This window comes from Halobacillus litoralis, from assembly GCF_009856445.1.
In the GTDB taxonomy this organism is placed as follows: Bacteria; Bacillota; Bacilli; order Bacillales; family Halobacillaceae; genus Halobacillus; species Halobacillus litoralis.
In genome coordinates this window covers 755,946-770,957 of record NZ_WMFA01000001.1, presented here as the reverse complement: position 1 = coordinate 770,957, position 15,012 = coordinate 755,946, and the positions used below count along the sequence as shown (strand labels likewise).

6 protein-coding genes are annotated in these 15,012 nt (G+C 40.6%); 2 read left to right on the top strand and 4 right to left on the bottom strand.

Annotated features, from left to right (window positions below):
• Window position 1 precedes the first annotated feature (1 nt).
• The 3 genes from GLW00_RS03485 to GLW00_RS03475 form a co-directional block, all read right to left on the bottom strand.
• Complete coding sequence (locus GLW00_RS03485) at window positions 2–1,834, bottom strand: polysaccharide biosynthesis protein (RefSeq protein ID WP_160911262.1); 1,833 nt, start codon at window positions 1,832–1,834, stop codon at window positions 2–4.
• Window positions 1,835–2,112: 278 nt separating this feature from the next.
• Window positions 2,113–2,772, bottom strand: a complete 660-nt coding sequence (locus GLW00_RS03480; RefSeq protein ID WP_160911261.1) for a CpsD/CapB family tyrosine-protein kinase — start codon at window positions 2,770–2,772, stop codon at window positions 2,113–2,115.
• A complete protein-coding gene (locus tag GLW00_RS03475; protein WP_202412342.1) occupies window positions 2,756–3,502 on the bottom strand; it encodes a YveK family protein in 747 nt (248 codons plus the stop codon). Before GLW00_RS03475 ends, GLW00_RS03480 begins: the two co-directional genes overlap by 17 nt.
• 804 nt (window positions 3,503–4,306) lie before the next feature.
• Between GLW00_RS03475 and GLW00_RS03470 the strand changes: the two genes are divergently transcribed.
• Window positions 4,307–7,657: an Ig-like domain-containing protein gene (locus GLW00_RS03470; protein WP_202412341.1), complete on the top strand. Its 3,351-nt coding sequence runs from the start codon at window positions 4,307–4,309 to the stop codon at window positions 7,655–7,657.
• A gap of 417 nt (window positions 7,658–8,074) precedes the next feature.
• Window positions 8,075–10,402 (top strand): immune inhibitor A domain-containing protein, encoded by a 2,328-nt coding sequence (locus GLW00_RS03465; RefSeq protein WP_160911848.1) that lies wholly within the window; start codon window positions 8,075–8,077, stop codon window positions 10,400–10,402.
• A gap of 273 nt (window positions 10,403–10,675) precedes the next feature.
• Here the strand turns inward: GLW00_RS03465 and GLW00_RS03460 are convergent, their stop codons facing one another.
• Entirely contained in the window at window positions 10,676–14,935 is a 4,260-nt protein-coding gene (locus tag GLW00_RS03460) for a cell wall-binding repeat-containing protein (protein WP_335808441.1), read from the bottom strand.
• Window positions 14,936–15,012 lie beyond the last annotated feature (77 nt).

Here is a 15,012-nt window from a genome sequence, read left to right as displayed (position 1 = left end):
ATCAACTTGTAATAGATACCGGAGATTCAGGTCTGGACAACCCTTTTTTATTCGCTAAAAACAACAACTGCTTTCTTAACGTGTCTTTATCAAGGTGCTGATATTTATCTATCATTTCCTCGATATCATCCATGACTATATCCGCCGCTCTTCCCAAGTGAATTTTTGGATAGACTTGCTCCTTTTCGATTTCTTCATCTTTTAAAAGCTCTTCATATAATTTCTCTCCGGGACGAATGCCTGTAAATTCAACACCAATCTCGTCAATGCTATGCCCTGAAAGTTTAATTAAATTTTCAGCAAGGTCGACAATTTTTACAGGTTCACCCATATCAAGCACGAAAATTTCTCCACCTTTGGTCAGAGCACCTGCTTGTATAACGAGACTGGATGCCTCAGGGATAGTCATGAAAAAACGAACCATGTCAGGGTGGGTAACTTTTACTGGTCCCCCTTTTTCAATTTGTTTTGTGAAAATAGGAATTACACTTCCTCTACTTCCTAGCACATTACCAAAGCGCACAGCAACAAACTTCGTTTCACTCACTTTATTCATGTTTTGAATGATAATTTCAGCCAAGCGTTTAGTTGCTCCCATCACACTTGTTGGATTCACCGCTTTATCTGAAGAAATCATGACGAATCTTTCCGTATTACTCCAACTAGCTGCTTTAGCCAAATTAAAAGTACCAATGATATTATTCTTTACAGCTTCTTGTGGATTACGTTCCATTAGAGGTACGTGTTTATGTGCAGCAGCATGGTAGACGACATCAGGACGATAGAAATTAAAAATATCAATCATTCTTTGGTCATCTTGAATATCGGCAATTTCCGTTCGAATATCGATTCCTAGGTCCTTGTAGTTTTCCTTAAGTTCCATTTCAATGGCATGAATACTATTTTCTCCATGCCCAAGCAAGATCAACTGATTAGGTTTAAACTTAACGATCTGTCTGGAAATCTCGGAACCAATTGAACCACCTGCTCCTGTCACAAGAACCACCTGATTATTGACATAATCTGAAATTTGATTGATATCCAAATCAACAGGATCGCGACCTAATAAATCTTCCACATTCACATCTCGAAACTGTGTGACTGAGACCTTTCCTGTCACCAAATCCTCTAACATAGGTAAAATTTGCGTTTTGGCGTCAGTTTTAGCACATTCTTTAGAAATGTTTTGGATTCCTCTTCGACTTAATGATGGAATAGCAATAATGATGTTGTCGATGTCAAGTTTTTTTACATACTTTTGAATTTCATTCGTGCCTGCTACAACGGGAATACCAAGAATATCTAAGCGCTGCTTCTTAGCACTATCATCAATGAAAGCAACAGGCAATAGGTCCGTATCACGATTGTTTTGAAGCTGCCTTGCTATCATAGTTCCAGCAGCTCCTGCTCCTATTATCAATGTCCTTTTACTTATTTCTGATTGATTTAAATAATTGTCGCGATATATTCTCCAAACAAACCGCGAACCTCCAATGACCAGGAGGTTCATCATCCAAATAACCATCATCAACCTCGGATATATCGTCTGAAAAAAGAAGTAGTGGATCCCAGCTGTCGTCAGTGATGAATATGTTACAGTTTTTAAAATAAGGATTAATTCTCCGATACTGGCGTATTCCCATGCTTTTCGATAAAGATTCAGACGGTAAGAATAGAACAGATGACTGGTCATAATAGCCGACACCATTATTAAGGTTGGATATACTGGCACATTTATAGCTGAAGCAACCAATGACTGACCAATAAAAATTGAGCTTAGAATAATGCAAGAATCAATGAATATAAATAAAGACAACCTCTGTCGATAGGTCATACACTCACTCCCTTCGTTATTTTAAAATCCATTAGATGTACGCAATCATATTTAAGGGTTTTAAAATTTTTAGGAATAGGACCCAATCGTCCTACTCCTAAAAATTTTAAAAATGGGCATTCAACCCGCCCTCACGCCACACCATCGACGACTAGCGTCTAAGGTTACGCTTCTCGCACAACCCACAGCATGACCGAGTGCCTCCATTGATAATGGCAAGGAGACATCACCACGTTTTAACGAATTAATATTCTTTATTAAGAACGATAAATCATACGTTATTTATTATCATTCAATAAGAGTCCTAATACATTGGCATGAGCGAGATTCATGATTTTCTTTGATTCTTCCGCTTCCTCTATCTTCGTCTTGCCACGGTTCAAAAGGATAAAAACACCATCACAGAGGCTGGCCAAGATTCTTGTTTCCGTTGATTTTAAAACAGAAGGCGTGTCAATTAGGACAAGATCATAAATCCCTCCGACTTTCTCAAGTAATTCCTCCATCCGATAATCACCAAGAACATCTGACGGGTTAGGAGAAATGGTTCCGCTTGTCAATAAATGAAGTTGAGCAATTCCAGTTTGGTCTATGGCTTCATTTAATTCTGAACTTCCATTTATGACGTTAGTTAGACCAATATTATTAGAAGATTTAAATATTTGATGTAACGTAGGGCTTCTTAAGTTCGCGTCTATTAAGAGTACTTTTTCTCGATTTTGGGCCATTGAAACAGCTAAGTTTGCAATCGCTGTGGATGTTCCTTCTTGTTTATTGGGGGAAGTTATTAAGAACACTTTACGCTTATTCTGATCGGTTAAAAAATGTATATTTGTCCGAATAGTACGGAACTGTTCGGATATTATAGAGTTAGGATTCATGTACGTTACCAATGGTTTCTTATTTTTAGTTGACAGGTTCCTAATTTTGCTTAACATCGATGGATTCACCTCTGATCTCACTATTTTCTGAACCTTTTTTCACTTTTTTTGTTACTGAATTCCGCCGATTCATATAAGAAATCTCACCCAGAACAGGGAGTTCAAAGATATCTTCAATGTCTCTCCTGGATTTAACTGCTCCATCAATTGAGTCCAATAAATATGCGAGACCAATGCCGGTAATTAGCCCAAAAACAAAGGCAATGAAAATTGGTCGATTTTGGTTGCCGCTGATAGAAACAGGATTAACACTTGCCTCTGATAGGAGTTGAACTTGTTTATAATTCAAGATGTCGACAATTTTTTCTTTATAGACACTAGCTGTCATGTTCGCTATTTGCGCAGCACGTTCAGCTTCTGTATCAGTAACTGAAATTAATACGACTTGAGATTCATCAATTCTGGAAACTTGTATCCGGTTAGCTAACGCTTCAGGAGATCCTTCCAATCCTAAATTATTCTGGACTTCACCCATTATAAGAGGATCTTTTATCATAACCATCAAGGTATTCATATCCATATCTTGTTCACCGGCTCCAAGGATAATTCTCGTTGACGTTTGGTAGAGGGACATGCTATTCATCTGACCGTACCCGTATCCTAAAGCCGTCGACAACACAGTAATGATAAAGATAAGCCAAAAGCGGTCTCTCAATACATCGAAATACTCTTTGATGTTGATATCTTTGGACATTTGATCATCATAAATCATAGTTTTCTTTCTCATGAGACCCACCTTTTCTTATTAAGAATGAAAGTACTATATAACGAACGATACTCCAAAAAAATGCCTTAAATATTGAGCTTATGTTACTACACATTATAGTTCTGTATAAAGAACAAGTCAACATAATATTCGCAGAAACACGGACTTTATTCTCCAAGAAAATATATAAAATTCCTGAACTTAAATGTCTACTACATCATATGTATTATGAACAAATTTTTTAGTAACGATTTTTTCTTACACTAAGCATGAATCATTTCTTATTCCATATTGTATTTGAACCGACAATACTCGGTTATAACATTGGATGAGATCGTAAACCTTAAGTTCTTTTATAGTTTTTGTGTTTTTACACAGTCATTCTACTCCTCTTCTTCATTCCTTTGCATAAAGAGACAAATTTAATAGCTACTTGTCTATCTACTTGTCCTTCCCTCCCACAAATTCCAAAGAACTCTTGCCCCTCATACTCCACCATTTATGGCTTCAGTATCGTCCAGAACCTTTAACGTGTGGGGTGTTTCCAATCTTTTTCATAATTATCCTTCTCAATAAACGAAGTTGAGTACATAATGTCCTTACATCATTTATCCATTTTTTATATGTACAATCCTACTTTGTCCCTGGTAGTAATCGGTTTCAATGCATTTCAATAAATCCTCCAACCTCTCTCCGGTATATGTGAATATTCACTCTTCATCACCGTATATATAAAAGGGAACATCACCCAATTTAATTCCATCTTCCTACCCCAATTGAGGAAAAGTGCTCCCCTCTTTACACCATGAAATAAGGAGGATTATTTTGACGATTAATCTTGAAGAAACGTTTACCATTAGCAATAATCTTGTCCAACTTAGCGAAATACCTTTAAGTGACTCCCCCCTTATAGTCATTGAAGTAATAGATGGTAAAAGGCTTACCGAAGTCTTTACTGAACCAGGAGAAAATGAATTTTCCGTCAATTATGAGACAGGATCGATAACATTTAATCCAATCATGAACCAAAATGAAGTAAAAGTCAGGTACACATCAGACCCTGATCAGTATTTTCACTTTCAAAATATTGTTACAAAGTATGTGAACGGGGCAGCTTCCGAATCTTTCACTTACCAATACAACTATCCTGTTACTGATGAATCCCGTGACTCCATCCAGGAAAATTTCAATCCGTTTGGTGAACCACTACATCAGCACGAAATTGAAGATATTATTAACCTTCAAGAAGTACTAAACCAAAAATCCGACAAAAATCATGCCCATTTTGAGTACTATACTAAAGAAGAAGTGGACCAAAGAATCCTCGATGCAATCGGTAATCCCCCACCTAAAGAAGTTCCAGTAATAGGAATAAGTTTTAAAACCACAGATTTTTACCTGCAAGTGGGAAATACGATTAAACTTGAAGCAATTGTCCTTCCTGAGAATGCAGACAACAAAGCGGTAGAGTGGAATTCAAGTAATACAACCATTGCAACTGTCACAAGTGATGGTGAAGTAAAGGCAATAGTGGAAGGGCAAGTTACGATTACCGCAACAACTGTAGACGGAGGCTTTACAGCATCAGCAAACATTATTATTGAGTCTTCGCTATTGTATTATAATTTTAGAAACCGCAACGGATCTGTAGATAATATCATTCTTGATGAATATATGCAGTTACCAGCAACATTGAATAACGTAGCACATGATGAACAGAGTGGATTCGTTAATGACTTAGGAGTGATGCTTACTTCAAATAGTTTTGTCACCATCCCAACTTCAGACTCTTCCTTACCGTTTGATATAAATAATGGAGGCCTTACTCTCGTTGTAAGTCTTCACAATCCTATCGGGGCCTTTTATAAAACAAACTCCGGAAAAGTTGTTTCGTTCTTTCTGAACGGTATTATTTACGCTTATTTTAAGTATATCGATGGAACAGGTACAGAGAAGTCATTGTCTATGGCGGATGATACAGGTAAAAAGCTGAATAGCAACTTCACGGATGGCTATAGGGATGTCATTCTTGATGGTGAAGAGAATGTATTTATTGTTACGTTAAAAGAAAATGGTGAAGGACAGATGTACCTAAATGGGTATGTGTCTGAAATCTATAAAGCTAATGATTTTGTTGAATGGGTCAACACTCTTAAAAATGAAGATTTATTGTTAAGAAGAAACCATTTAAATGCAAACACTCCAATGACAATCCTTTCAAGTTTTGAAATGTACGATCGTGCGTTTACTGAAGAAGAAATGTTAAGAAAAGATCACGCAATTAAAATCGCCGAACCGTTCAGAAGATTCCAAGTCCTCCCGATTGATGTTTTACTACAAGTGGGAGAAAGTCAGGCTCTTGCTGTTCAAACGTATCCAGCCTATTATAAAGAACACGTTACCTTATCTTATGAAAGCGGAAACGAAGGATTCGTGAAAGTTAGTGAATCAGGTACTCTAACAGGAATATCATCAGGAGAAACTCAAGTCACAGTTAAACTTGAATATGATGGGGAAACTTATTACGAATATATCAATGTCAAAGTGGGTGGAAATACAGCTGAACCTCCCCAACCCAATAGGAGTATAAATGGAATATCATTGAACCGTCAGACTGAATCCCTTGACGTTGGGGAGGAGTTTCCACTAATGGCAACGACCTTACCCTTTGATGTTTACGATAGTAACTACATCATTTGGGAAACCTCGGATGCAACTGTTGCCACAGTACCTTATGGAGTACTGACTGGAAGAGGGGCAGGTACAGCTACGATTACAGCATACGATTCTTCAAAGGCATATTCAGCAAGTTTTGAAGTTACCGTAAAGGATGGACCTGAAGAAACCATAAGTGAAGAAGACACGTACATGATTGACATCCAGCAATTCCAAATCTATGCAGACAGGAGTAATCCAGTACAAACGACAAATGGCATTCAGGCGGTCTTTGATTACGCCATAGACCAAGAATTTAAAAAAATCGTTTTTCCAAAGGGGGATTACAGTATTACCCCGGATGCCCGTACCATTCTTCCCCCATCGCGTATGGTTGTAGATTGGAGCGAATCTAAGATATACATTGAACCCAGCACAAAGACTGCTTCTGGTTATACAATGTTTTATTATGATGGGGATGTCGAACAATGCATGTTTGAAAATGGACATTTTTTTGGAGAAGCGAAAAGCACAACCATTGAACAATCAAGTGAAGGTTGTTTAACCTTTGAAATTAAGGAGTCGTATAAATGTACTTGGAAAAACTGCACTTTTAATGAGTCCCCCGGGTTTAATGTCATCACCGGCACCAACTTAGTGAAGAAAGAAACCCGCTCCATTAGCGTCGGATTGAACTGGGAAGATGGATCCATTGGAGAAGACGGCCTTAACAATAATGACTCAACAAATGGGGTATGGAGGTATCAGGATTATCTGGATGTAAGAGGACTTGGGGATTATTACATGCTCGGATATAACCAAGGGTACTATTCCTACCCTCATCTCCGTTCAAGGTTATATTCCATTTATTTTTATGATATTAATAAAAATTTCATCAAACAACATGCCTATAACCTACAATTTTTCAATTATACTAAGCCATCGAACGCGTCCTTCGCTCGTGTAGTTATATATCAAGAAAACAAACCAAGTACGATGGATACAGACTTCAACGCATGTGCTTTCATTAGAACTGTTGGTATGCCCCGGTATTGTAAGTTCCTAAATTGTAAATTCGAAAATAATCTCAGTACGGGTTTAGCTTTAACCGGCGGCGAAGGATGGCTTGTAGATGGGTGCTCCTTTCGGGAAAACTCAAATGGAAGGACACCCGCTTGTGATGTAGATTGGGAAGATGGATGGGAGACGATGCAAGGAGATGTTTTTCGGAACAATACCGTTGCGTCGAGAAACGGCTTAATCATTAGTGCCGGAAACAGTTTAGCTATCCATGACAACATCATCGACCAATCACACCTACAAGTCTATAGCCGAACGAACAATTTTAGAATTTACAACAATACTTTTTACGGACGCGGGAACCGAAGGCACTTCTTAGCCGCACAAGCAGAATCTTATTTTGCTCGAAACATTCTTTTAAATGGGGCAAGTTTTACAACTTCTCTTCACCACCCTGAGGCTCACTATCGGGTGAATTCAGAGAACAATCTCATGATTTAAAGATTTAGTCATATCTAACATAGGTGGAACATTATATAAAATCCCAACAGCAAAAAAGGTCTATAGGCTATTCGCTATTAGACCTTTTTTTGCTGTTATATACTTCACAACATATTCCCACATCGTTAAAGGTTTGTTAGAAGAGTTATAATATCAACAACTGAATTATTTACATTTTTTCTAATAATTCAAATAAATTTGATATGCTAATGTCGAAAAGAAACATATAAAATATTTAACTTAGTTAATTTTACTTATTTTTCTGAATATTTTGTAGAAAGAATTGATTATTCCTTCTATTTTGATAAATTAGAAAATGTAGGATAAAAAAGGTTTCTAAAGGAAGGGGTCATTTTATTGAAGAAAACGTCAAAGATTGTAACATCTGCTTTAGCTCTAGCACTCGCTGTGGGTCCAATGAGCGCCAGTGCTTTCGAAATGCCGACGACCGGTCATGAGAACGTACATAAAACTCATTCACATTCTCATGGGGGCATGCCATTTGACGGAGCAATCGCCAATGACGAGCGGTTGATTGAGATGTTGAAAGAAAGTGGAAAAATCGCGAAAGATGCTTCACCTGCCGAGGCAGAGAAAGGCTTGAAGAAGTTCCTTGATTCTAAACAGGCTTCAGCTGAAAAAGCGAAAGGCCAGTTAGATAATGAAAAATCAGATACCAAAGCAAAATTAAAAGAAGCTATGGATAATAACAGCTTGACGAAAGGAAAAGGAAACAAACTTGGACAAGCGGACACTCCTGATGGTGCCGAGGAAGAAGCTTATGATGGGGAAATGCGTACCGACAAAGTTCTAGTTCTTCTGGTCGACTATCCTGATAAACCTCATAATTCTATGACTGCTGATGAGACAGATATGTATTATGAAGGTGAAGATCCCTACTCCCGTGAACATTACCAGGATATGCTGTTTGGTGAAGGCGGCTGGACAGGTCCGGACGGAGAAACCTATGTATCTATGAAACAATATTATGAGCAACAATCGGGTGGAAGTTATTCTGTGGAAGGTGATGTTGCCGGCTGGTACACAGCTAGTAAACCTGCTGCTGCCTATGGCGGGAACTATCCGACAGAAGATGGTAGTGATGTTAATGCTCGTGGTCTAGTTAAAGAAGCTCTTAAAGCTGCTGCAGCTGACCCTACCGTAAACATTGCTGACTATGACCAATGGGACCGCTATGACCTGGATGGTGATGGTGACTACTTAGAGCCTGACGGATTAGTCGACCACTTGATGGTCATCCACTCCGGTGTAGGTGAAGAAGCTGGTGGAGGATCTCTTGGTTCTGATGCGATTTGGTCTCACCGTTGGAATCTTGGAGGAGTAACACCAATCTCCGGAACAGAAGCCACTGTTGGCTACTGGGGCGGATCGATGGCAGCCTACGATTACACAATTGAGCCTGAAGATGGTGCTGTTGGAGTCATGGCCCACGAATTCGGACATGACCTTGGGCTTCCGGATGAGTATGATACTCAGTATACAGGTGCTGGTGAGCCAGTCAGCTACTGGTCCATCATGTCGAGCGGAAGCTGGGCTGGAGATATTCCTGGTACCATGCCTACAGGATTCAGTCCTTATATGAAAGAAATGCTACAAGCTTCAGCAGTAGTAGATAACGAAGGAACAGAAGGAAACTGGCTATCAGGTTCAGAAATTGATGTTGAAGATGTTGACGGGAATGGAATGGAGTTCCTTTTAGACGAAGCCATTACAAAAGGTACGAACAATGATGTCGTAAAGGTCAACTTGCCAGAGAAAGAAACGGTTATCAATGAACCGGCTAGTGGTGATTATCAATACTTCTCTGGAAGCGCTGATGATTTACACAACTACCTAACCAAAACAGTCGACTTGACCGATGCAACAAGTGCTGAATTCAATTTCAAGGCTTGGTATGACATTGAAAAAGACTGGGATTATGCATACGTAACAGTTAATGGTGAGCCAGTCGCAAGTCATATTACTACGAACACTAATCCTTATGACTCTAACCTCGGTAATGGAATCACTGGAAGCTCAGACGGTTGGATTGACGCTTCCTTCGATCTTTCTGCATACGCAGGACAAGAAGTTGAAGTAGCCATCGAATATGTAACAGATGGTGCTGTATCGAACCCAGGCCTTTACGCAGACGACCTTTCCATCGTCGTTGATGGAGAAGAAGTTGTCTTTGATGATGCAGAAGGTGATGCTAAATTTAATCTCGATGGTTTTACAAAGAATGATGGAATTAAACGTTCCGACCACTACTACCTCCTTGAATGGAGAAGTCACAATGGGGTCGATGAAGGTTTAGCAAACATCCGCCGTGGGGACAGCCTTATGACATTCGATGATGGACTTGTCGTCTGGTACGTGGATAAGCAATACTCTGAGAACTGGACAGGTATCCACCCAGGAGATGGTTTTGTAGGAGTCGTTGATGCAGACCAGCATATAAACAAGTGGAGCGATGGCAGCATTGGAGCCACTCGTTTCCAAGTACATGATGCCGCATTCAGCCTTGATAAAACCGAAAAAATGTATTTAGATTATACAAACCTTTTAGGTGTAACGATGAAAGATAATTACACGAAACGCACACCACTTTTTGATGACAGTGCAGATTACTCGAACAAAGGTCTTGTAGATGCGGGACGAAATGTTCCTGAGTATGGACTGAAGTTCAGAGTCACTGGTCAGAGTGAAGATGGTACAGTTGGTAAAGTGTTGATCTTTAAATAAGAGCTTCGAACTAAAAAAGTCATGGAAGAGGTATCTCTTCCATGACTTTTTTTTGCTGGATATACCTTATGTTAGCCTCCCTAATCATGAAGGGACTATTAAACAAAAGATTAACTGCAATACTATCAATCTACCATAGTGGGGCCTCATGGAGAGAAGCTTACAGATGAATCATTACCGAAAGATTAACATAGTAAGAGCGCAAGCCTAAAGTAGGCTTGCGCTCTTATTTTCAAAGGTTTTTTACAATCTGAGAGTGACTATCAACCTTAATTATTCAGTTACTTTCTTCTGAAGAGCTTCTCTCACTTCTGGGCTGACAGCTCCGTCGCCACCAAGTACAGTCACAGAAGAAATATCATTCGTGTACACGTACTTCGTAAGGTAAGCATCTACTTCTTTTGGAAGTCTTTCGTCATCTACCAATAGAAGTAGACCGTCATTTGCTGTTACCAGTGGGGCAGCAGCTAAGGCATCTGGATAGTTAGCTCCACTCGCTGCATAAAGTTGATCTGTGCTGTGACCAAACTCTTTGAGCAAGGCTACAAGCGTGCCGTAACGGTTGGCACCAGATAGTCTTTCCACAGACAAGGCTACTTCATCGGCCTGAGCTAAGACTTCATCAGATACGACTCCCGTACCACCAGCGACATAAACGTCTTCATTTTCCAGTATTTCAAGAGCTTCTTCAGAAAGTTCTTCACCATTTGTAAGAACAATCGGCATTCCGTTGGCACCAGCGATAGAAGCTGCACTCAACGCATCTGCATAGTTCTTACCTGTGGCTAAGAAAACGCCATTTCCTTCAAAGCCATATTCACTTTGCAATTCTTTGACAATCTTAAGGTTTGTTCCGTAACGTGTATCGTCGGACAAACGCTCGATATTATCGGAAGCGATACTGATGGTATTCAATTGAGAGAATACTTCCTTATCAACAGCACCTGTTCCACCTAATACATAAACATTCTTAGCTCCAAGTCGTTCAATTTCTTCAAGAGCTTTTTCATCTAAAGTACCTTTACTATTAACTGGGATGATTGGGGCATTGGTTGCAGACGCTAGTGGTCCAGCAGACAATGCATCCGGGAAGTCATATCCAGTTGTGACGATAACTGTATCCGCTCCACCATCAGGGTAAAGGTCTTTGGAAATTTCAATGGCTGTTTCTGTACGGGTCGCACCAGATAGCACATCTACTACATCGGCATCCGTTGTAACTGGTACAAGATCCAGTACTTCATCTGTATTCGCATCCAGCATATACAATGCTGCATATCCTTTAATCGGTTCATCCGGTGTCGTAATAGACACTGGAACATCTACAGATTCCCCTACACCGAGAGTCGTCGTGCCTGCATCAGTAGAAACAGAGCCCTTCGTTTCCTCAGTTGTATCATAGGACAACACTTTTTCTTCCGTCATGTTCAACGTGTAATTTACAGTACTTGAACCATCACCGAAATTATCAACAGCGATCTGATAGTTTCCATCTGGAAGACCTGTCACAGAGAATGCTTCGCTATCTGAACCTGTTGCACTTGAAGCAACAATATCCCCTTCTTCATTTAAAAGGAACAGATCCAAATCAGCAGGAGTTTCTGGGGAAACATCCACACTCAAGGAAACATTGTTCTCAATCTCGATATCAATTAAATCGCCATCATCTACAGCTTCAGCAAGGTTTTGTGTCACTTCACCTGTGATAGTTTTCGAAATAGGTCCAGAGAACCCGACTGTCTCGAATTTAACCTCAGCAGAATCCTTCAAGTAGTTCGTAAATGTAACCTCTTCGTTGAATTCCTGAGAAGTAGACACCTTACCAAGGTCAATACGTCCAGGACTTGCCACTACATCCTGCGCTACAGCTTCAAGGGTGTATTCATGGACTTCTTTACCTTCTTCTGGAGCGGTTGTTCCATAAACGTGAACTTCCCACACACCAGGTTCAGGAGATGGAACAACGAAGTCTTCTACATCCAGTCCACCTGATCCATATCCGGCATATCCAACGTACTCATTGACTTGTGTACCATTCGGATTAAAGATCATCATCCGGACGCGGCCTTCATAATCTCCACCTTCAGTAAGCGCGTTTAAAGAGAAACGCAATTCACTCAAGCCAGACTCAACATCAAATGTATAGCCTTTGGTTTGAGAAGACTGTACTTCATCATTGGCACGGAAGCGGTGTTTATTGTCTTCTGTGAACTCATACCCAGTCATAATCGTCTGAGCACTTCTTGCTTCCACATAATGAGTGGATGGGTCATTGAAGATCAGATTACCTGCGTTGACCCCTGTTTCCAATTTCGACGCATCATAGCTGACCGTGATGTATTCATGTTCACCCGCACCTAGTGTAAGTTCACTAACTGACGGTGTGAACCAATCGTGAGTCGCTGTGATTTCTAAGTTCTTCTCTTCATCAGAAGGATTCTCTACAAGAACTTCGACCGTTTCAGGAATGTCCTTGTTACGAACATATAGGCCAGGACCACCGGCTACTTTCTCACCATGGTAGACCGTTACGTCAACATCCTTAACTTCATTGACGAAATGTTCGCGCATATATTCGTAGGCTGCTGGTACATTGATCAGTCCAGCTCCCTGTTGAGCACGGTTATAACCATCAAGTTCTCTTGATGTTTGGACCAATGCTTCTTTAGCCAGTTCATAATCAAATGGCAGGCGGTCTTTCAAGGCCGCAGATTTCAACAGTGCTACTGCACCGGCGACATATGGAGCAGACATACTCGTTCCCTGCTTCACCCCATAGGCTGAATCTAAACCACCATGCTGATGGACAGGCTCAGCAGCAAATGCGGATCCTGGAGCTACAAGGTCCGGCTTCTGATCTCCTATTTCGTTAGGACCTACAGATGAGAAGTACCATAGACCTTCTCCAGGCAGAGGATTGCCTTCTGCATCCTTACCATACGGATAATCTCCGTACTCTTTGGCCCACATTTCAGAGTTGATATAGGCACCGACAGATATAACGCTTCCTACATCACCAGGGGATCCAACCGAATCTATACCAGGTCCATCGTTACCTGCAGATGTAACGAAGACGATGTCATAGTCATCGCTAAGAAGAGTCATAAGCTCTCCATAGCTTCCTTCACCGATATTCAAGTCTGGTAGAGAACCTAGACTCAAGTTGGCTACGTCTGCATCAAATCCGCCCATATCTTCAGGAAGAGCTGCATCGATCATGGCTTTCTGAATGCTCCAAGTGTAAGCTCCACCTGACTCCTCGAATACACGCATTCCAACAAGATCAGCTTCAGGTGCGACACCTTCTCCAGCTACGGCTCCCGTCTCACTATCACGTAACGGACCATTCGCAGCCGTAATACCTGCTACGTGTGAACCATGGCCATTGAAATCAGTGAACAAGTTGACTGTACGGATTCCAAACCGATCCTCAAGGTAATCAAGGTCATTGACACGGAAGTTCGCTCCTACCGTCTCATCGGTCACATCGACATCAAATGTCCCAGCTTCCTCATTTTCGTAAGCTGTCTCATCAGAGAAGTCTCCATCCATATCCGTATCGATATACAACTCATCCCCAATAAGAAGCACACCAAAGTTATCGGGATCCCCTTCGATTTCACCATCTACTTCTTCCGGGTGTTCCCCATCACCATTCAAATCTGCCAAAGCATTGAAGTGAGTCTGGCCATAGTAAACATCACCTTCTTCGGTGATTCCCATGTCATTTTTCTGGTCTTCATCTAAAGGCATGAAAACGACATCACCCTCGGAGAAATAATCGTATTCCACACCTTCTACAAATTTCTTATAGCGGTCTTCTACTGGAAATACCCCTGTTTCAGCGCGGTGATAATTCGAGACCGTATAATCTCTAACATTCACAATCTTAGAATCTCCGTATTTTCTCGTTTCCGCGAAAACTTCCTCAGCATCTTCTCCGTCTTCTACTTCAGGAAGATCTGTAAAAGATTCATGCCCAGGGTCTGGACCAGAGTCAATGATCGCAACGGTGGTGCCTTCCCCATCAAATTTACCGTGAAAATCGTCTACGCCAGCAGCCGGGTGAGTTTCCAGCTGATCCGGGCTTACGCTATCCTCTTTATTTACATCACTATTCCCTTTAGACTCAGAGTCTTCTGGAGTTGGTGCTAGTTGTACCTCGGCATTATCTCCTACCGTACGCACAGCATCCAGTTTTACAACATCAAAGATTTTATTTGTAGGAACATCAGCCAGGTAACCATAATTTCTATGGTTTTGTTTGACTTTGACTCCAAGCTTTTCAAGCTGCTTGGTAGCGTCAACTTTCCCGTTACCAATAATGACAAGTTCCTGTACATTCTCTTCATTATTAGCAAGAGAAACGACTTCCTTATAGTTTAATAGAGTATTAAATGTCTTCACTTCACTGGTTTCTGCTTGCACGGCTCCTGGATTGTATGTAGTTACTCCAGCGAAAGAAGAAGCTACAATAGCTGCACTGGCGAAAACACTTAAGGCTTTTTTCTTAGCATTCTTTTTGTTTGACACCAAAGTGTATAACCTCCCAAATTTTTCTGTGAATCGGTGTAAATCTACCTAATACTCCCCTCCCTTTATTAACAAAC

What these genes read in the sequence shown, in the direction of transcription:
- GLW00_RS03485 (WP_160911262.1), bottom strand. Translation starts at nt 1,834, where the DNA reads ATGACCTATCGACAGAGGTTGTCTTTATTTATATTCATTGATTCTTGC.
- GLW00_RS03480 (WP_160911261.1), bottom strand. Translation starts at nt 2,772, where the DNA reads ATGTTAAGCAAAATTAGGAACCTGTCAACTAAAAATAAGAAACCATTG.
- GLW00_RS03475 (WP_202412342.1), bottom strand. Translation starts at nt 3,502, where the DNA reads ATGAGAAAGAAAACTATGATTTATGATGATCAAATGTCCAAAGATATC.
- GLW00_RS03465 (WP_160911848.1), top strand. Translation starts at nt 8,075, where the DNA reads ATGAGCGCCAGTGCTTTCGAAATGCCGACGACCGGTCATGAGAACGTA.